This is a genomic window from Shewanella sp. JNE2 (genome assembly GCF_023159115.1).
GTDB classification, from domain to species: domain Bacteria; phylum Pseudomonadota; class Gammaproteobacteria; order Enterobacterales; family Shewanellaceae; genus Shewanella; species Shewanella putrefaciens.
Window position 1 is genome coordinate 1,087,021 of record NZ_CP096169.1, and the last position, 25,828, is coordinate 1,112,848.

20 protein-coding genes are annotated in these 25,828 nt (G+C 43.1%); 10 read left to right on the forward strand and 10 right to left on the reverse strand.

What is annotated here, in order from left to right; genetic code table 11:
* Positions 1–130: 130 nt before the first annotated feature.
* The 3 genes from purK to dauA form a co-directional block, all read right to left on the reverse strand.
* Positions 131–1,228, reverse strand: coding sequence for a 5-(carboxyamino)imidazole ribonucleotide synthase (gene purK, locus MZ182_RS04945; protein WP_061782632.1), 1,098 nt, complete (start codon positions 1,226–1,228; stop codon positions 131–133).
* Positions 1,228–1,719 (reverse strand): 5-(carboxyamino)imidazole ribonucleotide mutase, encoded by a 492-nt coding sequence (purE, locus tag MZ182_RS04950; RefSeq protein ID WP_248069100.1) that lies wholly within the window; start codon positions 1,717–1,719, stop codon positions 1,228–1,230. Before purE ends, purK begins: the two co-directional genes overlap by 1 nt.
* 279 nt (positions 1,720–1,998) lie before the next feature.
* On the reverse strand, positions 1,999–3,756 hold the full coding sequence (gene dauA, locus MZ182_RS04955) for a C4-dicarboxylic acid transporter DauA (protein ID WP_011790388.1): 1,758 nt from the start codon (positions 3,754–3,756) through the stop codon (positions 1,999–2,001).
* 202 nt (positions 3,757–3,958) lie between these two features.
* On the opposite strand from dauA, the gene MZ182_RS04960 reads away from it, so the two are divergent.
* From MZ182_RS04960 to MZ182_RS04975, 4 genes are all read left to right on the forward strand, one after another.
* Positions 3,959–5,875 carry a vWA domain-containing protein gene (locus tag MZ182_RS04960; RefSeq protein ID WP_248069097.1) on the forward strand — a complete coding sequence of 639 codons (1,917 nt, stop codon included), beginning with the start codon at positions 3,959–3,961 and terminating at the stop codon, positions 5,873–5,875.
* A gap of 86 nt (positions 5,876–5,961) precedes the next feature.
* A complete protein-coding gene (locus MZ182_RS04965) occupies positions 5,962–6,567 on the forward strand; it encodes a sigma-70 family RNA polymerase sigma factor (RefSeq protein WP_011790386.1) in 606 nt (201 codons plus the stop codon).
* Complete coding sequence (locus MZ182_RS04970; RefSeq protein WP_011790385.1) at positions 6,560–7,315, forward strand: hypothetical protein; 756 nt, start codon at positions 6,560–6,562, stop codon at positions 7,313–7,315. The genes MZ182_RS04965 and MZ182_RS04970 overlap by 8 nt, the downstream gene beginning before the upstream one ends.
* 221 nt (positions 7,316–7,536) lie before the next feature.
* A complete protein-coding gene (locus MZ182_RS04975; RefSeq protein ID WP_011790384.1) occupies positions 7,537–8,073 on the forward strand; it encodes a hemerythrin domain-containing protein in 537 nt (178 codons plus the stop codon).
* Positions 8,074–8,167: 94 nt separating this feature from the next.
* Here MZ182_RS04975 and MZ182_RS04980 read toward each other — a convergent pair whose 3' ends face one another.
* The 5 genes from MZ182_RS04980 to MZ182_RS05000 all read right to left on the reverse strand — a co-directional run bounded on the left by MZ182_RS04980 (position 8,168) and on the right by MZ182_RS05000 (position 15,154).
* Complete coding sequence (locus MZ182_RS04980) at positions 8,168–8,353, reverse strand: DUF3545 family protein (protein ID WP_011790383.1); 186 nt, start codon at positions 8,351–8,353, stop codon at positions 8,168–8,170.
* A gap of 216 nt (positions 8,354–8,569) precedes the next feature.
* Complete coding sequence (gene pgi / locus MZ182_RS04985) at positions 8,570–10,207, reverse strand: glucose-6-phosphate isomerase (protein WP_248069094.1); 1,638 nt, start codon at positions 10,205–10,207, stop codon at positions 8,570–8,572.
* Positions 10,208–10,227: 20 nt separating this feature from the next.
* Complete coding sequence (tal, locus tag MZ182_RS04990; protein WP_011790381.1) at positions 10,228–11,184, reverse strand: transaldolase; 957 nt, start codon at positions 11,182–11,184, stop codon at positions 10,228–10,230.
* Between the two features lie 249 nt (positions 11,185–11,433).
* On the reverse strand, positions 11,434–12,534 hold the full coding sequence (locus tag MZ182_RS04995; RefSeq protein WP_011790380.1) for an OmpA family protein: 1,101 nt from the start codon (positions 12,532–12,534) through the stop codon (positions 11,434–11,436).
* 253 nt (positions 12,535–12,787) lie between these two features.
* Positions 12,788–15,154 carry a phosphoketolase family protein gene (locus MZ182_RS05000; RefSeq protein ID WP_248069091.1) on the reverse strand — a complete coding sequence of 789 codons (2,367 nt, stop codon included), beginning with the start codon at positions 15,152–15,154 and terminating at the stop codon, positions 12,788–12,790.
* 427 nt (positions 15,155–15,581) lie between these two features.
* Between MZ182_RS05000 and MZ182_RS05005 the strand changes: the two genes are divergently transcribed.
* Together MZ182_RS05005 and yaaA are read left to right on the forward strand one after the other, a co-directional pair.
* Positions 15,582–17,027, forward strand: a complete 1,446-nt coding sequence (locus MZ182_RS05005) for an alanine/glycine:cation symporter family protein (protein WP_011790378.1) — start codon at positions 15,582–15,584, stop codon at positions 17,025–17,027.
* A gap of 128 nt (positions 17,028–17,155) precedes the next feature.
* Positions 17,156–17,929, forward strand: coding sequence for a peroxide stress protein YaaA (yaaA, locus tag MZ182_RS05010; protein ID WP_011790377.1), 774 nt, complete (start codon positions 17,156–17,158; stop codon positions 17,927–17,929).
* 59 nt (positions 17,930–17,988) lie between these two features.
* Here yaaA and MZ182_RS05015 read toward each other — a convergent pair whose 3' ends face one another.
* Positions 17,989–19,398 carry a M28 family metallopeptidase gene (locus MZ182_RS05015; protein WP_011918847.1) on the reverse strand — a complete coding sequence of 470 codons (1,410 nt, stop codon included), beginning with the start codon at positions 19,396–19,398 and terminating at the stop codon, positions 17,989–17,991.
* A 135-nt stretch (positions 19,399–19,533) separates the two neighbouring features.
* On the opposite strand from MZ182_RS05015, the gene MZ182_RS05020 reads away from it, so the two are divergent.
* A complete protein-coding gene (locus tag MZ182_RS05020; RefSeq protein WP_006084975.1) occupies positions 19,534–19,830 on the forward strand; it encodes an ArsR/SmtB family transcription factor in 297 nt (98 codons plus the stop codon).
* Positions 19,831–19,886: 56 nt separating this feature from the next.
* Here the strand turns inward: MZ182_RS05020 and rpsT are convergent, their stop codons facing one another.
* Positions 19,887–20,153 carry a 30S ribosomal protein S20 gene (gene rpsT, locus MZ182_RS05025; RefSeq protein ID WP_011790375.1) on the reverse strand — a complete coding sequence of 89 codons (267 nt, stop codon included), beginning with the start codon at positions 20,151–20,153 and terminating at the stop codon, positions 19,887–19,889.
* 252 nt (positions 20,154–20,405) lie between these two features.
* On the opposite strand from rpsT, the gene murJ reads away from it, so the two are divergent.
* The 3 genes from murJ to ileS all read left to right on the forward strand — a co-directional run bounded on the left by murJ (position 20,406) and on the right by ileS (position 25,821).
* Entirely contained in the window at positions 20,406–21,965 is a 1,560-nt protein-coding gene (gene murJ / locus MZ182_RS05030; protein ID WP_248069088.1) for a murein biosynthesis integral membrane protein MurJ, read from the forward strand.
* A gap of 65 nt (positions 21,966–22,030) precedes the next feature.
* The gene (ribF, locus tag MZ182_RS05035; RefSeq protein WP_011790373.1) at positions 22,031–22,966 is read left to right on the forward strand and encodes a bifunctional riboflavin kinase/FAD synthetase; all 936 of its coding nucleotides are present in this window, start codon (positions 22,031–22,033) and stop codon (positions 22,964–22,966) included.
* A gap of 32 nt (positions 22,967–22,998) precedes the next feature.
* Complete coding sequence (gene ileS / locus MZ182_RS05040) at positions 22,999–25,821, forward strand: isoleucine--tRNA ligase (RefSeq protein WP_011918849.1); 2,823 nt, start codon at positions 22,999–23,001, stop codon at positions 25,819–25,821.
* The last annotated feature ends 7 nt before the right edge of the window (positions 25,822–25,828 follow it).

The window sequence follows — 25,828 nt, forward strand, 5'->3', positions numbered from 1 at the left end:
TCTTGCTTGTGCCGGTCGAACTTAAAACGCTACTCAGTCCTTCTTGTTGAGTAGGTTTAGTATAACGAATGCTAAAAAATAAACCGATATAGAAAGATAATTCCATATCGGTACTCAGTGTTAATTCATATTATGTATTGGCAAACTCGGCCAATATCCACGCAAGAGGGGCTTGGTATTGGGTTGGCATCCAAGTTTGTAGGGCGGTGATACTCGTGTTGAGCACAGTTTGATTAGGTACCGAAAGGTTTAAATGGCCAACTTTACGACCTTGGCGCACTTCTTTGTTGTACCAATAAAGTTCAGCATTAGGCAGGCTTAACCAACGTGGGTCATTATCGATACCAATAAGATTGACCATAACACATTGAAAGTTCACCTGTGGTTCAGGTATTGCGATGCCGCACAGTGCCCTTAGGTGCAACTGGAATTGATCCATATGTGTACCCGCTTGCGTCCAATGTCCTGAGTTATGTACACGTGGTGCTAACTCATTAACAAGCAAATTATTGCCAACACGGAAGCATTCCATCGCCATCACACCAACGTATTCTAGCTCGTGCATAATGGCACTTAGCATAGTTTGCGCTTGTACTTGCAAGTGGTTTAAACGCGCTAGCGGCGAAATTGACGCCATTAATATGCCATCTTGATGAAGATTAAGCGTCAGTGGATAAAACACACATTGACCTTCACGGGTACGAACACCTACTAATGACACTTCTTCATCAAAATTAATCGCTTGTTCAGCAATTGCAAGGTTACGCCAATCATTTGGTATATCACTCGCTTCGGCTTGTTTGAGCCAATGTTGGCCCTTGCCATCATACCCGCCAGTACGACGCTTCATCAGCACGCGGGGGCCAAAACGCTGGTAAAGCTCATCGACCTGTGTTGCATCATCGACCAGTGCCCAAGGCGCAGTGGGGACGCTTAATTGATCAAGTAAGCATTTTTGACTGTAACGGTCAGCTAAGCGGCTGAAAACGGGGCCGTTAACAAAATGGGGGTGGGAACTGAGTTGTAAACTCAAGGCAGATTCTGGCCACTGTTCACGCTCAGCCGTAATGATATCGTGGGGGGATAATGGCAGTATTTCGTCTGTTGGCGCCATAATATCTACAGCGTGAACATCGATTGCTAATGGCTCGCCTGCGTGGGTTAGCATTGCGCCTAACTGGCCATTACCTAATACCCAAACCTTAGGTTTTATGTTTGTCTGGGTCATTAGACTTCCCTCGGGTCCGGGTTGTCTAACACTGTACGGGTTTGCTCTTCTCTGAAAGCCTCTAAACGAGTTGCTAGGGCGGCATCGTTATTCGCGAGGATTTGGCAAGCCAGTAATCCGGCGTTAAAGGCGCCAGCAGTACCTATAGCTAAGGTGCCAACGGCAATACCTTTGGGCATTTGTACAATCGATAATAAGCTATCCATACCCGACAGGGCTTTACTTTGTACTGGCACACCTAATACGGGTAAGCGAGTTTTAGAAGCAATCATACCGGGTAAGTGGGCGGCACCACCTGCACCTCCAATGATGATTTTAAAACCACGATCAGCGGCTGAGGCTGCAAACTCCATGAGTTTATCTGGCGTTCTATGGGCTGAGACGACTTCAACATGATAAGGCACTTGAAGTTTATCCATAATCTCAGCGGCGGCTTCCATTGTGGGCCAGTCACTCTTAGAACCCATAACAACAGCAACAAGGGCTTGCATGATAACTCCTTAACTCACTAATTTTAATTATATTCTGACCTTGTATCAGGTCTGGGTACAGTTGATGCCTATTAAGCCATTAATCGCTAGGTGCATCATGGCGCAGAATAATACCATGTAAAACGCTATTTCTGCGCGCAAAATAGCATTGAGAACGCGGATTGTGTATTCAAAGATTGATGATGTGAAATCGGCGCCAAGTTGAGGTGGTTTTAGCCCCCAAAGGCCATTAAATGTGTCTGTGGGGGCTTGAGTTGGCTTAGGAAAATGTGCTCTATCTTAAAGATTGTCTGCTACTGGTTCAGTTTGTTCAGAAACCAATGGGGCTTCTGCTAAGGCTTCACGCAGGGTTGGGTAAAACTTAAGCACCCCTTCAATGGGTTGCACTTTTGCTTTTGCGAGTGTGCGGATGGGCTGAAATTGCAGATCGGCAACAATGAGTTTGGTATTACTTTTCTTGCATTTTTCAATCAGTTTTGTCAACGCTGCTAAGCCTCCAGCATCCAGTATTGATACCCCATCGAGATACAATACAATCACTCGTTTATCTTGGGCTAAACTGGCTATTTCGGCAAAAATACGATCTGCCGCCGCAAAGAATAATGGTCCATTAATTTTGAGCACTGTCCAATCTGCGGGCAGAGGCTGATCGACATAGCGTTTATTGCTACTGATATCATAGAGTCTTGTCATTTCCGCAATTTCTTTCATAAATAGCAGAGCTGCAAGAATAATCCCCACACTAATGGCGATAACCATATCGAAAATAACCGTCAATGAAAAACAGCTCATAAAGACTAAGATATCGCTGGTGGGCGCGGTTTTGATTAAATGCACCGCTTTAGGGGCTTCGCTCATATTCCAAGCGACGACCAGTAACAATGCTGCCATAGCAGACATAGGTAAATAGGCTAACACTCCAGCTAGGGCAACTAAACCAATTAACACTACTATCGCGTGGATCATCGATGCAATCGGGCTCTGAGCACCTGCTTTAACGTTTGCAGCGCTGCGGGCAATTGCCGCTGTGGCTGGGATCCCGCCAAAAAAGGGCGTGATAATATTACCAATCCCTTGACCGAGTAATTCGCTGTTAGCACTGTGACGTTTTCCGGTCATACCGTCGAGCACCACGGCGCAGAGTAAGGATTCAATGGCGCCTAACATGGCTATTGCAAAGGCTGCGGGTAATAGTGCTTGAAAGGTCGTGAGATTAAACTCAAAGGGTTGTCCATTGGCTCCGGCTTGTAACCAAGGCCATTCAAAACTGGGTAGTACGGGTGGGATCCCCATCCCTGTAGTACCATCGGTTAATTGGTAGTGGAAACGTGTACCAATGGTTTCTATATCCGCTCCCATCGCATTGAGTGCTAAGGCGATGATGCTGCCAAGAGCAATTGCGGGCAGATGTGCAGGTACTGGAATTTTTAGTTTGGGCCAAAGCAGCATAGTCGCTAAGGTGATCGTTGCGACCAAGAAGCTAGGTAAGTGCATTGTAGGAAGTGCTTGGCCAAGAGTAATAAGTTTTGAAAAATATTGCTCTGGCATGTGCTCTATAGGTAAGCCAAAAAAATCCTTGAGTTGTAACGTGGCGATAACAACGCCAATCCCTGCCGTAAAACCTAAGGTCACTGATTCTGGGATATATAAGATTAAGCGCCCAAGACGCAGCATCGCCATGGCGACTAATATCATGCCTGACATCACGGTAGCGACCAATAATCCGGCTAAGCCAAATTGTTGTGCTATTGGATAAAGCAACACGACAAAGGCCGCGGTAGGCCCAGATACGCTGTAGCGTGAACCACCTGACATCGCAATGATAAAGCCACCGATAATCGCAGTATATAAACCGTATTGTGGCGCGACACCGCTAGCAATCGCGAGGGCCATTGCCAAAGGAATGGCGATAATTCCCACGGTTAAACCAGCAAGTAGGTCTTGCCCAAATCGTTTTAGGGAGTATTTATCTTTTACACAGGCTTCAGTGAGAGCGTGAGCAATTCTTAATGAAAACAAATGGGCAGAGTGTGACACGAGTGGGTCCAGAGTGCGGGTTATTACAAGGCTCTATTTTAAAGGCCAGATATAAATTACTGTGTGATCATGATTGCAAATTACGGTTAAGTTACTTTGTTTTGTGAAAATAGTATGCTTGGGCTAGTTTGTAAGTGCGACATTTAACCCTTTTGACATTGTGCTGCGTTAATAGGGATAAGTTAATCGCAGAGGTTTTTACATGGAACAGGCCCCAACTAAGCAGCAATACTTATCTGCTCATCATTTTTCAATTGTGCCGCTTGCGCGTAGCACTTTATGCCGTCAATCAGCAAGGAATCGAGTGTTTTTACTATCGAGTCTGACATTAGCAATCTTTTTCGGATTGAGTGGTTGCTCAGATAAGCAAAGTGATGGGGATAAATCCTTAGTCGTGCATCCTTTGACTGAGCAAGCTGAGACTGTGAGGTTAGAGAGCGAACAGAGCAAAGCATTAGCGATACATAAATCGGAGGAACTCCATCAGTTGAAGCAGGTGCAATCTTCTGAACGCTTAATCGATGCATCGTTAGCTGCAAAGCAGAGATCTGCCAAGCATGTTATCAATACTCATTATGTCGCCGCCCCCATCGCGAGCGACGCTTGGTATGGTATTAAGCAACCTGAGCGTAATAGGTTCGAGAAACAAATACAAAATGGCATTATGGTCGCGGGTGAAATCCCCATTTCGACTTTTTCGATTGATGTTGATACAGGGAGTTATTCAACGCTGAGACGGATGATTAAAGAGGGGAGCCTACCCGAAAAGGGCACGATACGTATTGAGGAGATGCTCAATTATTTTACCTATGATTACCCCTTACCGAATAAAAATGCAGCGCCATTTAGTGTGACGACTGAACTCGCTCCCTCACCCTACAATGACGACATGATGCTGCTACGTATTGGGCTGAAGGGCTATGAATTGACTAAATCCGAACTCGGTGCGAGTAATTTAGTTTTTTTACTCGATGTCTCAGGATCAATGGCTTCAGCCGATAAACTGCCTCTGTTGCAAACGGCGCTGAAAATGCTTACCCAGCAATTAAGTGCTCAAGATAAAGTTTCTATAGTGGTTTATGCAGGCGCTGCAGGTGTGGTGCTTGATGGCGCTTCGGGTGATGATATACAGGCATTAACCTATGCATTAGAGCAATTAAGAGCGGGGGGCTCAACAAACGGTAGTCAAGGTATTTTGCAAGCCTATCAATTAGCACAAAAGCATTTTATCCAAGGTGGCATTAATCGCGTTATTCTTGCAACTGATGGTGATTTTAATGTCGGCGTAACCAATTTTGACCAGTTAATCAGTCTAATTGAAAAAGAAAAGCAGCGAGGAATTGGCCTTACTACCTTAGGTTTTGGAATGGACAATTATAATGACCAACTGATGGAGCAGTTAGCCGATAAAGGTAATGGGCATTATGCTTATATTGATACGCTGAATGAAGCACGAAAAGTACTAGTGGATGAGTTAAGTTCGACCTTACTGACCATCGCTAAGGATGTAAAAGTACAAATAGAATTTAATCCGGCATTAGTCTCCGAGTATCGCTTAATTGGCTATGAAAACCGCGCCTTAGCCCGTGAGGGTTTTAACAATGATAAAGTGGATGCAGGGGAAATTGGTGCGGGTCATACTGTGACGGCATTGTATGAATTACGCTATGCAGAAATGGGGGGAATGGCTAATGATAAGTTGCGATACGGTTATAATCCTCAAACGGGACAAGAAAAATACAGCCGCGAAGAAATTGCCTTTTTGAAGCTACGCTACCAATTACCCGATGAGAATAAGAGCCAACTGCTTACCTACCCAATACGAATCGACCAAAGTGTGAAGCATTTAAATCAGACTAGTGATGACTTTCGTTTTGCGGCAGCAGTCGCTGGTTTTGGGCAATTATTGAATCATAGTCACTATTTACATCAATTTGATTATACTAAGCTAAGTACGCTGACCCGTTCTGCTCTGGGAGATGATACCTTCGGTTATCGGCATGAATTTATGCAACTAGTGGATACCGCTGCAGTGCTTGCACAATCTAACGCCGCAGCGATAAACCAATCAATTGCACACGGCGATAAACCTTTTCCCCCAGAGGATAAACTCCATTAAAGGTCAATTTTCGGCAAATCTTGAAAGACGGACAAAAGAATTGGATCAATCAGTGTAGGGGTAAGCCAAATAATGAGGGAACAATTGTGGCACTAGCGATACCGCAAATACACGCCCATGAGCATAGCGATGAACAACTGATGCAACGCTATGCACAAGGAGATAGTCAGGCATTTGAGCAGTTATACCTGAAGCACAAGGGGGCACTTTATCGTTATTTTGTGCGCCAGTTGGGTGATAAGCAACTGGCTGAGGATTTATACCAAGAAACGTGGGGGCGGGTTATCCGTGCCGCAGTAAATTATCAAGCCAGCGCTAAATTCAGTACTTGGCTTTACCGTATTGCACATAACTTATTGATTGACCATGTCCGAGCTGTCAAGCCTGTCGATTTCATCGCAAGTGATACCGATGTGACTGGCTTAGATACTTTTGAGGGATGCGATCAAGATAAACCTGATATCCACTGGCAAGAAGCCCAAAAGAGTTTGCTACTTAAAACCTGTATTTCACTATTGCCCCAAGTACAGAAAGAAGCCTTTATTCTTAATATTGAAATGGGATTTACTGCTGCAATGATAAGCGATATCGCAGGGGTAACCCTCGAAGCAACAAAAAGTCGAATTCGCTATGCCTATCAAAGCTTAAAAGAGTGCGTAAATGCGAAATGGCAGGAGGCGGGCCATGAATAATGTCACAGTCAATACCGAAGAAACTGAAGCACGAAAGCAAGTCTCTATTTGGTATCACCAGCAGTCGTTAGAAATGCCATCCGCAAAGTTAGATCAAGATATTTTAGCGCTTGCCCAAACCCATCTTGTTGATATGGATAGGACTAGGCAAAAACCTGTGATGGTACCTTTTTGGCGACGTTTTCCATTAGCTCTATCTAGCGTAGCATCATTGATCATTGTGATTAGTGTAGCCATCTTAAATCGTCCACAAATTGATGATGTAGCCATTGTTCCGGAACTGAGTATGAGTGCACCAGTACCTCAAACAATTGAGCCTATGGTTGCAGCGAAGATGAGAGCCGGGCAAAGCGAGCAAGCGGAGCGCCGCTCAGTCGACGCCGCTCAGTCAGAAGCCATGCAAGCGAGATCACGTATGGCTGTTCAAGCTACTGAAGAATCCCTTGAGCAAGATGTCACTTCCATAGCCGCAGCAAGCCCAGTATTGCCACAACATGGGGCAAATTCTGAACATGTTGGTCGAGATATCGAAGATAAAGAATCCTTAGAGAAGTCACTACAAAGATTAAAAGTATTTATCGATACAAAAGAAAATGAGCAAGCATTAGCACTAGAGCAAATACTGCTGACTAGGTATCCCGAACTCGCGATGACGGAGGAGCTTAATAACTCGAAAGATGAATTATCTCAAACACTCCGTGCAGAATTTAAGATGCTACAACAACAGTTACATCAAGCTGTTAAGTAATACTATCGTGATTTTACTGGATGATGTTAGAGGATGCTTCGATTTATAAAACCTAATGTAATGAAAGGATGTTAGTCTTGTTGGTGCGGCAGTTTTTTACTCTAAGGTATATGATTTAATTGATCGCCGTCATAAAGTGAACAGGATTTAGCCTGTTATATTGGAGTTCGCACTATGACTTGACTAGTATCAATAGTCATGGCCTAAATTCAGGAGGCAGTATGCTCAAAAGACTTATGCATGATCATAAACATATCGCAGTTTTATTGAATGTCTTAAAAAACAAACAGATGAAACTATCTGAGGGTGAAGCGATTAATTTTATCGTGGTAAGAGACATCGTCGAGTATATGCAAGAGTATGCCGAGCGCAGCCATCATCCTATTGAAGACATTATTTATGCTTACTATTTAGCACATAAGGCCAATGACGATATTAATAAACTGAGCAGTGAGCATGAAACGGTGATCCAAGCTTCTGCGACGTTGATGAATACTTTAAATTTGATTTTGAGTGATATCGTTGTTGCGAGAGAAAAGTTAATTACAGATTTTGCTGAGTATGTTGAATTACAAGAGCGGCATATGCAAATGGAAGAGAGAGAGATATTTCCGCTCCTCGCTCAAAACCTAACGGAAGAGGACTGGTTAGTGATTGAAGAGGAATGCCAACAATCCCTTATTGATGACCCACTGTTTTTGGACCGAGAGCAACAGGCATTTGATGAGCTACGATCTTATCTTTCCGAGTCTGAATAGAAGTAATATTTGGGCGAATGAAAAAAGCGCCTAGTGCGCTTTTTTCATTCGGTTATGTTTAATACGATTGGTATAAGCATTATCAAACATAAGGTTACAACTGGATCGAATCAATATCGTAGTCAAAGTTATTATCAATTTCTTGGAGTTCTTTAAGCAAACGATGTTTATCCTTTAACGCTTCAATCTCTCGCCATTTACGCTTCTTGTTGGAGCCTCGCGAGCGATCGGGTCTTTCAACGACTTCATCTAGCGCACAACCATAATCTAAACGATCCATGGTAACCTCCTGTTGTTGTATGTTTTGTCAGCGATTAAATAACATATTTTCAAAACAGGGTGCAAGAATTATGTTTCATTTGTGTTAACTTGAAATGAAGTTTGGATGATATATTCTGGATATTAGGTACAGATATTGTCGGTCGAGTTGACTATAAAGTGTTTATAAATAAAGGCATACAATAAAAAAGCCAGCAATTGCTGGCTTTTTGTTCAATTAAATTGCACCTTGTCGATACAAGTTAATCAGTCCATTACTTGAAGCGTCTAAGGCGCTGGAATCTTGTTCTGCACTGATCCTCGCGAGCACATCGTTACCGAGATTTTTACCTAACTCGACTCCCCATTGATCGAAGGAGTTGATATCCCATATTGCCCCTTGAACAAAGGTTCTGTGTTCATACAGCGCAATTAGCGCACCTAAGGTTTCTGGCGTTAGCTTGTTCATCAATAAAGTATTGCTTGGTTTGTTTCCGGGCATCACTTTATGTTTTGCTATTAGCTGTTTTTCTTCATCAGTTAACGAGCTATTCGCCAATTCGGCTAACGCTTCCTCGAAGGTTCTACCTTGCATAAGTGCTTGGGTTTGTCCAAAGCAGTTTGATGCTAATTGATCATGGTGTACGCCAATGGGATTATGGCTTTGCAGCGGCATAATAAAGTCGGCAGGGATCAATGCTGTACCTTGGTGGATGAGTTGGTGGTAAGCATGTTGACCATTCGTACCTTCACCTCCCCAAATTACGGGACCTGTACTGTAATCAACGTCAGTTCCATCGAGTGTGACTGACTTGCCGTTACTTTCCATATCGAGTTGTTGGAAGTAGGCTGGTAGACCACGTAGATAGTGATCGTATGTTAATACCACATGGGATTGAGCATTAAAAAAATTACCATACCATAGAGACAGTAGTCCCATGATGACGGGCATATTTTCTGCCAAGGGTGCACTGGCAAAATGCTCATCCATTTGGTGAGCACCATTGAGTAGGGCTCTGAAATTATCCATACCCACCAATAATGCAATAGGCAGACCTATGGCAGACCAAAGCGAGTAGCGGCCACCAACCCAGTCCCACATAGGGAAGATGTTATCGGCATCAATACCAAACTCAGTTGCTTTAGTCACGTTTGACGTGACTGCAACAAAATGCTTAGCCACATCGGATTGTAAGCCGCCTTTAGCTAAAAACCAGGCCTTGGCTGTTAAGGTATTTGTCAGTGTTTCTTGGGTACCAAAGGACTTAGAAGACATGATAAACAGTGTGGTTTCAGAATCGAGCAACTTCAGTTTTTCACTGATAGAAGTGCCATCAACGTTTGCCACAAAATGGCAATTTAAACCTTGGTTCCAGTATGGACGTAGGGCTTGAGAAACCACTTTAGGGCCAAGAAAAGAGCCCCCAATACCGATACTCACAATATCGGTTATTGCTTTGCCTGTGTATCCTTTCCATTGTCCAGAAGTCACTGTTTCAACAAATTCCTGCATTTTACTCAAGGTTTGCTGAACCTCTGGGACGATATCTTGGCCTTCGGCAATAATTGACTGACTAGCTTTGCTGCGAAGCGCGGTATGCAATACAGCGCGCTTTTCCGTGGTATTTATTATCTCGCCGGCAAACATTGCCTTAATCTTGGCTTCGAGTTGACTGTCTTTGGCTAAGGAAAATAACAGTTCAAGAGTTTCAGCCGTTACTCTATTTTTTGAGTAATCGAGAAACAAACCACAAGCCGATAGTGACATATTTTTGAAACGTGCCGCATCAGTTGCAAATAATTCCCGCATATGGGGTAAGTTTTGTGTGTGTGCTGATAAAGCTTGCCAGGTTGAGCTTTGGGTCAAGAGTGTCATCGAATCGTCTCCGAAGAAGCTTAGTTTGAGAGTTTTGCCTTAAGCATTACTTCAAGTTTGCCCTGGTCGATGGCGAAATTACGTATACCTTCCGCTAACTTTTCAACCGCCATTGGATCTTGGTTGAAGTCCCAACGGAATTGCGCTTCAGTCAGAGGCGTCTCTGCTGCAACCGTCGTTGTCGCTGGTAAGAGTTTAGCTTGAATTTGCGCTTGAGAATTGGCTAACTCTTCTAGGAGTGAAGGGCCAATAGTTAAGCGGTCACAGCCTGCTAACTCAATGATTTCACCTATATTGCGGAAACTGGCTCCCATTACCACAGTGTTATAACCGTGCTGTTTGTAGTAGTTGTAAATTTCAGTGACCGAAACAACACCTGGATCATTGGCTGGTGCATAATCCTTACCTGTGTCTTTTTTATACCAATCTAGAATACGGCCAACAAAAGGAGAAATCAGGTAAACGCCTGCTTCAGCGCAAGCTCGAGCCTGAGCAAAACTGAATAATAATGTGAGATTGCAATTAATCCCTTCTTGCTCTAATTCCTTGGCTGCACAAATGCCTTCCCATGTAGAGGCTAATTTGATCAAAATACGAGATTTATCAATCCCAGCTTCTTGATACAAACGTACTAGCTTATGGGCTTTAGCAATGGATTTTTCTTTATCGAATGAGAGGCGGGCATCGACCTCTGTTGAGATTCGGCCTGGAACGAGCTTCAGAATTTCAACGCCGATATTGACTGCTAGCTTGTCACTCGCATCGTCAATTTGTTGCTCAAGTTCAGTGCTCTGTGTCTGTGCCCAAGCAATGGCATTATCAATTAAATAACTATATTCAGGGATTTGAGCTGCTTTTAAGATGAGAGATGGATTTGTTGTCGCATCCTCAGGTTGATAGCGTTTAATTGCTTCTATATCACCGGTATCTGCAACAATAGTTGTATATGACTTGAGTTGTTCTAACGTATTGGCCATGGAAAACATCCTTCTCAGGTAACTGTCTAAACTCGGAATTCACTGATGACTATTAGAAGCGATTTTACCAACTTTTCCAACCTCGAATGTAAAAAAATTACAAAAATGACAAAACAATGTCGATTTCAATGTAAGGAACTAAAGTCATTCATTTCAGTTGGAGGGAAGTACCAATCGCTTAGGTATTATAGATGCCAAAAAACAAAAAAGTCGCTGCAAGCAGCGACTTTTGTAATGGACTGTAATGAATTACTTCAGAACAGGTTGTTTTGTTGTGGTTGTAACGATAGCTTCAATGCGACGGTTCGCAGCATGAGCTTCTTTCGAATCACCAGCAACTAACGGCTGAGTAATACCGTAACCGTTGGAGGTCACACGACTTCTGCTAATACCAAATTTTTCTACAAGAATATTGGCAACAGCGTCAGCACGCTTGTCAGACAGAACCATGTTGTATTCTGGTTTACCTACGTTTGAGGCATGACCAGCAATTTCAACTGTGAATTCAGGGTTCTTGTTCAAGTAGTTAGCTAGTCTTTCGATGTCTTTGTAGTATACATTTTTAACTACAGCAGAATCGTTAGCAAACTGGATTGAACCTACGTCTTCTTTGTTTTTCACATTTTCATAAATGGTACAGCCCACAGAGTCAACTTTATGAGTTGCTGGTGTCGCTGGACATTGATCTTTATCGTCGTATACACCATCGTTGTCTGAGTCGACAGGTGCAGCAACAACGGCTGCTACAACTGGTGCAGCGGCGGCAACTGGAGTGCCAAAACGGTAGCTAAGCTCTAGGCCCCAGTAGTTGCTATCTGCTTCAACGATGTTGTATTTGTCATCTAAGTTTTCATAACGACGGTATTTGGCTTGTAACTTCAAGTTGTCAGTGAAGTTGTAGCCGATACCTGCACCAAAGTATGGGGCGAAGTCGTCAGAGCTATATGAACTACGAGCACCAGAAATAGTATCACGTTGGCTATTTTCAAGAGTGTAATACATTGCTCCAGCTTCAGCTGATAGGCTCCAACGGTTAGCTAATGGCCAAAGACCAACTAAACCAAGTGTCGCGCCTTTTACGTCAGCATCGTTGCTAATGCCTGAAGTGGTCCAATCAGCGTTACCTAGATCACGGTAGCCGATTTCTGCACCAAAGTAGTCATTAAACATATAGCCGGCAAATATATCCCATGCGTATGGGTTGTCATCACCGTTTTGAGTTGCAATGTGTTCATAGTTATTAACGCCTAGACCTGCACCAACATACCAAGGCGTGAGTTCTTGAGATGCACTGGCAGCAAGTGGGAGCATTGACGTAAGTAAAACTACTTTTAATGTATTCTTCATCATTTGTTTAAGTCCATTGTTTATGATTCTCCACAAAATATGCTTTGCGGTTTTATGCAAAACATTGCTAGCACTGAGTGTGGGGATCCTTATGGTATTGTAGCCAGCGGTTAATTATCACCTCATTTGTTAAATTTTTCCAGTGTTAAGTCTAATGTTTTTATCGTTCACCATTCCGTTAATGCGTTTGAATGTTAAAAAGGCACTCAAAAGAGTGCCTTTAAAATGTATCGATATTGTTAGCTAATTTTGTTAATTAACGTGTCCAAACCCAGTTTTCAATTTCGATTGGATCAACACCATTTGCTTTAATATAGTTGCGATGATCAACAAGTCTCTGCAGCATATCTGTGGTAATTGAAACATGCTGAGTTTCATCTATTACGCCTTGTTGGAACAACTTATAAGCCATATCAATAACAAGGTGATAGCGTGATGTTCCATTACGAACGCCCATATCGAATGGTGTGGTTGTTGAACCTTCTTCTTCATATCCTTTAATTCTAAAACGGCGACTTCCTTTGTAATCAAAAATTAACTTTTTAATTGTATTTGGATAACCATGATAGTTAAATACGACTCCTTTATCTTGAGTAAATATTTCATCCATTAACCAAGGCTTTTCTTTAAACTTACGGCTACCTAAGCCATTACTGCTTAATTCCGTTACACTAACGAAGCGAATTCTTGCTCTTGGTAAGAGTTCACGAATTAATACCAAGGATGCCATACATTCTTGAGTGACATAGTCTCCGCAGCCTGCAAGAACAATATCGGGATTCTCGTCAGAAGCAAAATCCCATACCATAACACCGTCTTTTGCTTGCTTACGGGCTTCTTCTAGGCTTAACCATTGAGGGAGTTCTTTTTTACCTGCAACAAGAATATTGAGCTTGTCACGGTCGGCAAATGCGCGCTCTGTATAGACGAGAGTACTGTTGGCATCAGCAGGTAAATAAGCCGAAATAATTTTTGGATGTTTTTCTAACATTGCCCCTAAAAATGAAGGGTTTTGGTGTGAGTAGCCATTGTGATCTTGACGCTCTAAGAGGGAAGATAGCACGACGTTACATGCTGGTAGTGGTTTACGGAAGTGGACACCTTGGCTTGCATATACATACTTACAGTATTGATCTGCCATGGATGAAACGACCTGCGAGAAGGACTCATAAGTTGGGAACATGCCATGTCGTCCCGTTACTGTATAGCCATGCAACATACCGAAAAGCAAGTTCTCTGATAATAATTCAATCACTCGTCCATCGCGGGACATATCTTCATCCCAGCTTTCGATTGGCCACTGCCATGCGCGATCTGTTTCTTCAAATACCGCTTGTAATTGGTTTGAATAGGTTTCATCTGGACTAAAAATACGTAGATTATTTTGATCACGGTTAAGCTTAAATGCATCTCGCATCCACTGACCCATTTTCAGCATTGAAAAACCACGTTGACCACGTGGAACTTCTGGACCGTAGCAGAGTTTTTCAAGATCGGGATTAGATAAAGCTCTAACTACTTCGCCACCATAGGTTAAGTGTTGGCGGCCACAGGCAAGTTGTTTCGGTGGGATTAATGAGCAGATATCGGCATCAAAAATCAGCTCACCTTTATCATTCATATGATAAAGCTCTTGGAAATGATAACTGGCTAGCCAGTTATTGAGTGCATCAAGGTGGCCTTTGTCAGTCGCACATTTATTCACAATGACTTGATGAGATTCGCAATTGCCCTCTAGCTTGACACCATTGTATTCGCTCACGCCTGTCCAACCTTTAGCTGTCCGCATCAAGATCACTGGCCAGCGAGGTTTGACGACATCTTCACCACTACGAGCTCGGGTTTGAATCTCGTTGATCATACTGTAAGCAGTATCCATGGCATTTGTCATCTGCACATAGATATCTTCTTCTGCGTCACTGTCAACAATGATGGGGAAATAACCTAAGCCTCGGAATTCAAGATCTAGCTCTTCATGGCTCATGCGCCCCATACGAGTTGGACCAGAAATTTTATAACCATTAATATGCACTATTGGAAGCACGGCCCCGTTGGTGGCCGGTGATACTAAACGGTTTGCATACCATGACGCTGCGAGTGGGCCAGTTTCTGATTCACCGTCACCAATCAAAACAGTGGCGATTAGGTCAGGATTATCGAGAACGGCACCCCAACCTACTGAAAGTGAATAGCCTAATTCCCCCCCCTCAAGGATTTGCCCTGGAGCTTCTGGGTTCGCGTGTGAAGGATAACCATAGGCTGCTGAAAACTTTTTACAGATATCTTCGATACCAGTTTCGTTATACGGAATCGTTTCAGGGTAGAAGTGGCTTAAGGAACCTTCGAGGAATAGGTTAGCTTGTACGGCTGGGAAACCGTGACCAGGGCCAACTAAATAGATGAATGGACGATTATGTTTAACGATGAGTCTGTTAATGTTGGCATAAACAAAGTTGATACCAGGACACGTTCCCCAGTGACCGAGTAAGCGTGGTTTTATGTCAGAGTGTGCTAGTGGACGTTTATGTAAGACATTTTGTTTGAGGTAAATTTGTGATGTGGCAAGGAAGTTTGTTGCTCTGACGTACTTTTTCAGAGCGTTTATTTCATGGATGTGTGTCATATTTAGCCTCACTAGAGCTGACAAAAGTAAATTGAGTTTCGATGGGGTTACTATATTTGTAGTTTTATTACAAAAATGTGCCCTACATCCAAATTTTAAAAGTTGTTTTTGATGTTACGTTTGGTGATTTGAGTTTTCTCATTTGTTAATTTAGCTTTAACAAAGGCTTGCGTGAAGTAATGTCTAGTGACGCGGTCGGTGTTTGAGCGTGTAAATGTAGGCTTGATCACATGAGTGATTTCGAATACTGTGCTACTTTGCTGCGTTGAATTCGGTAGCCGTGATGTTGTAAATTCACGGAAGGATAATTTGAAAAAATAAATCTACTGAAATTCTTACCTTTAACTTGGAAGGATTCATTCACCACAGATGTTGTACCTTTAATTACCATTAGAGGAGCATTTGCTACGGGAAGAAGTAAAATAATATGTTAGAAACCATAGTTAATTTTTTGAATGCGCTACTTTGGGGCAAGTTGTTAGTTTATGGACTGGTAGGTGCTGGTCTTTATTTCAGTATTAGACTTGCCTTTATCCAGTTAACTCACTTTAAACATTCCATTAAAGTTATGACCATGAGCCGACAAGGTTGCGATAGCGGACTTTCTTCATTTCAAGTCTTTTGCACCAGTATGGCTGCTCGTGTCGGTGCCGGTAATATGGCAGGTGTTGCTGTCGCTATCGGTGCAGCAGGCCCTGGTGCGGTATTTTGGATGTGGCTCATCGCTATTTTAGGTATGGCGACTGCTATGGTTGAATCAACCTTAGCACAGGTTTATAAAGTTCGAGATCATAATGGTCAGTTTCGTGGTGGCCCTTCTTATTATATGGAGAAAGGACTGGGTCAGAGATGGATGGGCATTTTATTTGCAGTCTTTCTGATTATTGCATTTGGTTTAGTATTCAATGCAGTACAAGCAAATACTATCACTGGTGCTATGGAACGGGTATTTGGTTTTAATCCTACTTATGTCGGGATTGGATTGGTCGTCGCTAGTGGCTTTGTGATTGTAGGCGGTCTACGTAAAGTGGCGCGAGTCTCAGAGTTTATAGTGCCTATCATGGCGTTAGCCTATATTCTCGTTGCTTTCATTATCGTTATGTTCAATTTAGATCAACTCCCTGCAATTATTAGCTTAATTGTGAAGAGTGCTTTTGGGTGGCAAGAGGCTGCGGCTGGCGGTGTGGCTTATACTGTCTCGCAAGCGATGCAAGCGGGTATTGCTCGTGGACTTTTCTCGAATGAAGCGGGTATGGGGAGTGCGGCAAATGTTGCAGCAAGTGCATCACCTAACCCTAATCATCCTGCATCTCAAGGCTTTGTCCAAATGATGGGGGTATTTGCCGATACTATCGTTATTTGTACTGCAACGGCTGCGATCATCCTGTTATCTGGGGATATTGGCACTAGTGAGGATGGTATTCGACTCACTATCAATGCCATGTCTACTCATGTTGGAGATTGGGGGGGGGCATTTATTGCAGTCGCAATTTTCTTATTTTGTTTTACCTCTATTATTGCAAACTATTCTTATGCTGAAACGAATGTGATGTTTTTGACTGGCAATAGTACCAAGGCACTACCCTTATTCCGCTTATGTGTATTAGGTATGGTGATGTTTGGCGCCGTTGCAAAGATTAGTCTAGTGTGGAATTTAGCTGATGTCTCAATGGGGCTTATGGCTACAGTAAATATTGTGGCATTACTGCTTTTATCTGGGTTGGCTATCCGAGTCATTAACGATTATCGTGAGCAGCTTAAAACAGGGAAAATGCCAGAATTTGATCGCAGTAAGTTTCCTGAGCTTATGGATCAACTAGATAATGATATTTGGCAAGATACAGGTGATGCTAAATCAGCTAAAGTACTGTAATTCATTAGCTTAGCATTATTCTTTAGTTTGTTTATTATTGCTATTGCAAAAACCACGTATGCAATACGTGGTTTTTTTATCTCTGGTAAGTATGATGGTAAGGTCTTCTTTTTCAATTGGAGTTTTTGATGTTGATATTGGTTTCACCGGCTAAAACCCTCGATTTTGAGCAGCCCCCCTTAACTCAAGTCTATTCTCAGCCTGATTTTTTATACCATAGCCAAGAGTTGATCCAAGTTTGTCGACAGTTAGCTCCGAGTGATATAGCAACACTAATGAAAGTCAGTGATAAAATTGCAGGTTTAAATGCTGCCCGTTTTGAAGGGTGGCAACCTCAATTTACTTTAGAAAATGCCAAACAAGCCATTTTTGCTTTTAGAGGCGATGTGTACACAGGCTTTGATGCCGATACATTATCATCACAAGAGCTAGAACGCGCTCAGTCACAGTTGCGTATTTTGTCGGGGTTGTATGGTTTATTGCGCCCCTTGGATTTAATCTTGCCTTATCGTTTAGAAATGGGGACTGCATTAAATAATGCTAGAGGTAAGAATCTTTATGATTTTTGGGGAGATATATTAACGCTAGCCGTTAACAAAACGCTAACGGAACAGGGTGATAGGATAGTCGTTAATTTAGCCTCTAATGAATATTTCAAAGCGATAAAAGTGAGACAGTTAGATGGGCAATTAATCACACCAGTATTTAAAGATTATAAAAATGGTCAATATAAAGTGATTAGCTTTTTTGCTAAGCGAGCTCGAGGCATGATGGCGCGGTATATTATTAAACAGCAGATAAACTCTATCGATGAATTAATAAAATTTGATGCAGCAGGCTATTACTACAGCGAAGAGCATAGTACGCAGAGTGAGCCGACTTTTTTACGTGAAGCACAATAGGAAATAGAAGGGAATAATAGAGAACGGTTAACGTCATTCTCTATTACTCCATTTACTTGTTATTTTATTTCACTCGCCAATGGAGTAAGTACTATATTCGAATTTGCCATGAGATAAGCAAATTGTGCATAGGCAGCAACATTTTGCGCTAATGCTGCGGGATCAATTTTGTCTAAAGTATCATTTGGGGTGTGATGATAGTCAAAGTAATCGCGGCCATCCTGTCTCAGAGAGGCAACGGGTACTCCCTGTGCGGGCAACATTGAAATATCGGGTCCCGCTGAAGCCTGATTACTTCCAAGCGTAACGCCATTCAAGGTCATAGGTTTTAATATATTTTGCACTTTTGTGAATACGCCTTCATTTACTTTTGTATCAATTTGGTAAATGCGCCCAGCACCAAAATCAGATTCAGCGGCAATATAATGCAAAGGTAATTCTGCTTTATGGGCTTCAGCATAGGCTTTTCCTCCCATGAGACCAATCTCCTCCGCTGCATAAAGTACTACTCTTACCGTACGTGCAGGTTTTATCGGTAAATCTTGGATATGTTTTGCCGCCGCAGTCACAATGGCAACACCGGCACCGTCATCAATCGCGCCAGTACCTTCATCCCAAGAATCTAAATGAGCACCAATGAGTACTATTTCATTGGGCTTACTACTGCCCGTTACTTCGGCAATGACATTGTAAGAGGTATTAAAACCTGAGTTCTTTGGTGACATCTGCAACTCGAGTATTGCATTTGGATCGCGTCTTAGCATTGCAGTGACTAAGTCTGCATCGGGATTTGACATTGCCGCTGCGGGGATTTTGGGTACACCATCTTGGTAACGCATCACACCTGTATGGGCCATGCGATCGTGATCTGTGCCAATCGATCGGATAATAATCGCTACAGCTCCTTTCTCTGCCGCAGCAACAGCACCTTTAGAACGTCCTCCAACACTCTTACCGTATCCTTCACCCGTGATATGCCGTTCAGTCTTTTGGTCAATAAAGGCTATCCTACCTTTGACATCCTCAGGGTTTGCTTGTTTAAGCGCTTCTAAGCTATCAAAACGGATGATCTTCGCTTGAATTCCTGTCGTTGGTGTTGCAACACTACCACCAAGAGCGGTGATTACCAGAGGCTGTTCAACGGGAAAGGTTATCTTAGCTTTGGCTTCACCGCGTTCCCATATGGGGACTTGTACTGGTTCTTTATATACTCGATCAAACCCGAGATGAGTTAATTTATCCATGGCCCAATTTACCGCAATAATATCTTTAGGACTTCCAGCTAGTCTAGGTCCGACTTCAACGGTTAAGGATTCTACGATGTCGTATCCTAATGATGAGGATAATGCGGTTTGTTGTAATAGGTAGGCATCGTTATTTGTTATTGACATTGTTTCAACGTGATTTTGGCAAGCGTTTAAGCTGCTAATTAAAAGACCTGTCATCAATGTTGTTTGGTAGCGCTTCATAGGTTTCCTTTATTTTTATTAAGCATGTCCCACTTTTAAAAACAATCTAGCAAAAAGTGTGCTTTATGTCCCGACTATATCTGTAAGGCAACGCTATATTAGCGCAGGGGTTAGATTTAGGAGAAGAAGTGCGTAATGAATATTGAATTAATGCAGGAGCGAGCCGATCATGCTGTAGTGCTATTAAAGGCACTCGCAAACGAACGCCGTTTATTTATCCTTTGTTATTTATTGAATGAAGGAGAAATGTGTGTTGGCGAAATGAACAAGAAATTAGGCTTAAGTCAATCGGCACTGTCGCAACACCTTGCTTGGTTACGCAAAGATAATTTAGTAACCACACGCAAAGAAGCGCAAACGGTATTTTACTCACTGAAAAGTGATGAAGTACGGGAGATGATCCATCTACTGAATAACATCTATTGTCATTGATATTTTTCAGATATAAAAAAACCGGCAATTGCCGGTTTTTTTTGATTTGCTAGTCATTAAGCAGCGATTGCTTTGATCTTAGCGTTCAAACGAGCCTTTTGACGAGCGGCTTTATTCTTGTGAATAAGACCTTTAGTCGCCATACGGTCAACGATTGGTTGTGCAACAGCAAAAGCTTCTGTTGCCGTTTTGTGATCGCCTGCTTTAATTGCAGCGATTACTTTTTTAACGTATGTACGTAACATTGAGCGACGGCTGGCGTTATGCTGACGACGCTTTTCAGATTGAAGCGCGCGCTTCTTTGCAGACTTGCTATTAGCCAAGGTGCAACTCCTAAAAACTGGATTTGATACTTTTAAAGGCCGAGGAATATGCCTGCATTTAGTCACTTTGTCAATGACTATGATTGAATATTCATCATAAAGATAAATTAATCCAACCTGCCTTGGCTATCTTCAACCCAACTCGTGTAATATGTGGCGCAATTCTAACAGCTATTGCCGCGGTGTGACAGAGCCTGAGTCGATTTTTTGAGATGAATCACCTAATCAATTCGATGTAGGTCTGGGGGACGTTTGAGTAGAAAATTATTAAGATCTGGTATGATAGTCAGTGCAATGACATTGATATCCCGTGTTTTAGGTTTGATAAGAGATGTTGTAGTTGCAAACTTGATGGGAGCCGGAACCAGTGCGGATGTTTTTTTCTTCGCCAATAAAATTCCAAATTTTTTACGCCGCTTATTTGCAGAAGGTGCATTTGCACAAGCATTTGTTCCTGTTTTAACTGAATATCAGGAAAAGCATTCATCGGAGGAAACCCGTGAGTTATTGAGTAAGGTAGCGGGAACACTTGGTTTGTTAGTGACAATAGTCACCTTAGTTGGAGTAATAGCGTCACCTGTATTATCGGCACTATTTGGTGGCGGTTGGTTCATCGCATGGCTTAACAATGAGCCTGATGGTGCGAAATTTGAACTTGCTACCGTCGTGCTTAAAATTACTTTCCCTTATTTGTGGTTTATCACTTTTACTGCCTTAGCTGGCTCAATTTTAAACACCCGAGGACGTTTTGCGGTATCGGCTTTTACGCCTGTATTTCTTAACGTGGCGATTATTGCTGCGGCTATTTTCTATGCACCAACATCGACTCAACCTGAAATCACTCTCGCTTGGGGGGTGTTTTGTGGTGGATTGATTCAGTTTTTATTTCAAATTCCCTTTCTTTTGCGAGAAAATGCGCTTGTTAAACCTTCTTGGGGCTGGAATCACCCTGGTGTCGTTAAGATTAGAACGCTAATGATCCCTGCATTATTTGGTGTATCTGTTTCACAAATTAACCTTTTGTTTGATACCTTTATTGCTAGTTTTTTGATGACAGGCTCAATTAGTTGGCTTTATTACTCTGATCGATTGTTGGAGTTTCCGCTTGGGCTTTTTGGGATTGCGATTGGAACGGTTATTTTACCTGCACTTTCACGAAACCATGTTAATGCTGAAGGCGCTGGTTTTGGTAAAACCATGGACTGGGGAATAAAAGCGATTTTATTGCTTGGGTTGCCTGCAATGATGGGATTAATCGTATTAGCTAAGCCCATGTTGATGGTGCTGTTTATGCGCGGCGCTTTCTCTGTTCACGATGTAGAAATGGCTTCCTATAGTTTGATGGCTTACGGTAGTGGTTTACTTAGCTTTATGCTGATTAAAGTGCTGGCGCCAGGATATTACTCCCGCCAAGATACTAAGACGCCCGTACGATATGGCATTATTGCTATGATTACTAACATGGGGTTTAACCTCTTGTTTGCGGTACCTTTTGGATATGTTGGATTGGCGATTGCGACCTCCATGTCAGCATTGCTCAACGCGACATTACTATACCGAGGTTTGCATTTAGCGGGGGTATATCGAGTTTCGAAGCCAACGATGGTGTTTTTTGCTAAAGCCGTGGTCTCTACAGCCTTGATGGTGGTAGTCTTATACTACTTTTTGCCGTCACAATCCCAATGGCTAGAATGGCACCTGATTGAGCGTGGGAAGGCTTTGATGGGCTTAATTGCTTTGGGGGCTGTAACTTATCTGCTTGGGTTACTTGTGTTTGGAATTCGTCCTTGGTCAATGAAACGGGGAGCATGATTGCTGATTCTCATCGCTAGCTGTTATATAATCAGCCGATTTGCGCTTAGCAGTTGTCTAACGTTATGGAATTAATCCGCGGTATACATAACATTTTGTCATCTCACCATGGGTGTGTTTTGACTATAGGTAATTTTGACGGTGTTCATCGTGGTCATGCTCAAGTGATTACCAACTTAGTGCAGAAGGCGAAGCAATTATCGCTGCCATCGACGGTGATGACGTTTGAACCTCAACCACAAGAGTTGTTCAGCGGTGATAATGCTCCCGCTCGTTTGAGTTTATTACGTGATAAAGTCATTTTACTCGATGAGCTAGGTGTTGAGCGGTTAGTGTGTGTTAACTTTAATCGCGCTTTTGCGAGTCAACCTGCAGAGCATTTTATTGAAGAATTGTTAGTTCGTAAGCTCGGTGTCAAATATCTGGTTGTGGGTGATGATTTTTGTTTTGGCCAAGGCCGTAAAGGTAATTTTGACATGCTCATGCATGCTGGGGAGCGTTTCGGCTTTACGGTTGTGAGTACGCAGAGTTTTATTGTGGGGTCCCAGCGGGTGAGTTCCACTGCTGTGCGTGAACAATTGGCGAAGGGCAATCTTGAGCAGGCGAGACGTCTATTAGGTCATCCTTTTACACTCAGTGGTCGTGTTGCACATGGGCAAAAAATTGGCCGTACTATCGGATTTCCTACTGCGAATATTGCCTTAAAGCGCAATGTTGTGCCGGTACGCGGTGTGTTTGCGGTTAAATGTTATTGGGATAACAGCGATATTTATGAGGGCGTAGCCAATATTGGGTTTCGCCCGACAGTGAACGGTCAAGTGTGTCAGCTTGAGGTGCATCTTTTTGATTTTGAAGATGACATTTACGGCAAACATGTTGAAGTCGAGTTGGTGGCTAAACTCCGAGATGAGCAGCCTTTTGACTCATTGGATGCGCTAAAAAAACAGATTTTAAATGATGCAAATGAAGCCCGAGCTTTATTTGGTAATGATGCAGGCTGAAATTTATCAGTTTAATTAACGGTATAGGATCAATGAGCGACTATAAATTTACTTTGAATTTGCCGGAAACAGAGTTTCCGATGCGTGGTAATTTGGCAAATCGCGAGCCAGAGATGTTAGAGCGCTGGACAAAAGACGGTTTGTATCAGCAGATCCGTGATAGCCGAATTGGCCGTACTCCCTTCATTTTGCATGACGGCCCACCGTATGCAAATGGCAGTATTCATATTGGTCACTCAGTTAATAAAATCCTCAAGGACATTATTGTTAAGTCAAAAACCATGTCTGGTTTTGACGCGCCTTATGTTCCAGGTTGGGATTGCCATGGTTTACCTATTGAGCTGAAAGTTGAGCAAAAAGTGGGTAAGCCTGGTCAAAAAATCACTGCAGCAGAATTCCGTGAAGAATGCCGTAAATACGCTGCAGAGCAAGTTAACGGCCAACGTGAAGACTTTATCCGTTTAGGTGTGTTGGGTGATTGGCAAAATCCGTACTTAACGATGGATTTTTCAACAGAAGCTAATATCGTTCGTTCTTTATCGAAAGTGATTGAAAGTGGTCACTTGCATAAAGGCGTCAAACCTGTGCATTGGTGTACCGACTGTGGTTCAGCGTTAGCTGAAGCCGAAGTCGAATATGAAGATAAGACATCACCTGCTATTGATGTGGCGTTTGTCGCCGCTGACAGCAAAGCCGTTGCGGCTAAGTTTGGGGTAAGCGATTACTCGCATCCTGTCTCTATGGTCATTTGGACGACCACGCCATGGACGTTACCTGCGAACCGCGCCTTGTCTTTGAGTCCGGAGCTGGATTACAGCTTAGTCGAATTCGAAAAAGACGGTGTGACACAAGCGCTTATTTTAGCTGAAGTCTTGGTTGAATCTTGCCTGACTCGCTATAACGTAGAAAGCCATACAGTGCTTGGTACAACCAAAGGCGCCGCGCTTGAGCTTGTCTGCTTTAATCACCCGTTCTTGGATTTTGATGTGCCTGCAATTTTAGGCGATCACGTCACTACTGATGCGGGTACCGGTATCGTTCATACTGCACCGGGTCATGGCCAAGACGACTTTGTTGTTGGTCAAAAGTACGGTTTAGAAGTTGCAAACCCTGTTGGCGATAATGGTGTATATAAGCCTGATACTAAGTATTTTGCTGGGCAACATGTTTTTAAAGCTAACGATAACGTCGTCGCTTTGCTGAGAGAAAAAGGTGCCTTGCTGAATCACGTGGCTTACCGTCACAGCTACCCACATTGCTGGCGCCACAAAACACCAATTATCTTCCGCGCGACACCGCAGTGGTTCATCTCTATGGATAACCACGGCCTACGCACGCAAGCATTGAAAGAAATCGAACAAACCCAATGGATCCCTGATTGGGGCCAAAGTCGTATCGAAAAAATGGTTGAAAACCGCCCTGACTGGTGTATCTCACGCCAACGTACTTGGGGTGTGCCTATCACGCTGTTTGTGAACCGAGAAACCGAAGAGTTGCATCCTGATAGCGTGTCGTTAATGGAACGCGTGGCGAATCGTATCGAACAGCAGGGCATTCAAGCCTGGTGGGATCTTGATGCCGCTGAATTGCTGGGTGATGAGGCGGATCAATACCGTAAAGTGACTGATACTTTGGACGTTTGGTATGACTCAGGTTCAACCTTTTCATCAGTAGTTGCTGCACGCCCTGAATTCCATGGTCATGGTGTTGACTTGTATCTTGAAGGTAGCGATCAACATCGCGGTTGGTTTATGTCATCTTTGATGATATCAACTGCGATGAATGGTAAAGCTCCTTATAAACAAGTGCTTACCCACGGTTTTACCGTTGATGGTAAAGGCCGTAAGATGTCAAAGTCCATCGGTAACGTGATTGCGCCGCAAACTGTCACTAACAAATTAGGCGCCGATATTCTGCGTTTATGGGTGGCAGCAACCGATTACAGCGGTGAGATGACGGTTTCTGACGAAATTTTAAATCGCAGCGCCGATGCTTACCGTCGCATTCGTAACACGGCTCGATTCCTATTAGCCAACTTAAATGGTTTTGATCCCGCTAAGGATCTAGTGGCCGTGGAAGATATGGTGGCGTTAGATCGTTGGGTTGTTCGCCGTGCCGCTGCGCTGCAACAGGAAATTATCGAAGCCTATGATCAATATAACTTCCATATAGTGACGCAAAAACTGATGCAGTTCTGCTCGGTTGAGTTAGGCAGTTTCTATCTGGACATCATTAAAGATCGTCAATATACGGCTAAGCAAGAAGGCCATGCGCGCCGTAGTTGTCAATCGGCGCTGTTCCACATTGCTGAAGCTATGGTGCGTTGGATTGCGCCAGTTCTCAGCTTCACTGCCGATGAAGTGTGGCAACTATTGCCTGGTGAGCGTGATGCTTATGTCTTTACCCAAGAATGGTATCAAGGCTTGAAATCAGTCACGTTAGCGACGGATTTGAGCGATGACTATTGGCAGCAGTTGCTGGCAGTTCGTAATGAAGTGAACAAAGTGATTGAACAAGCTCGGCGCGACAAACGTATCGGAGGTTCATTAGAAGCCGAAGTGACCTTGTTTGCGGATGCCACTTTGACTGAGCAATTAACCCATATTGGCGATGAATTAAGATTTGTGTTGTTGACCTCTGAAGCCAAAGTATTGCCTTTAGCTGATGCAACAACTGAAGCGGTTGAGACTGAGTTGGCATCACTTAAATTAGTGGTTGCTTCAAGCACAGCAGAGAAGTGTGAGCGTTGCTGGCATCATAGAGAAGAAGTTGGCACTATCGAGGCTCACCCAACATTGTGTACTCGCTGCGTAACTAACATTGAAGGCGACGGCGAAGTTCGTCAGTTTGCATAAAGGATCT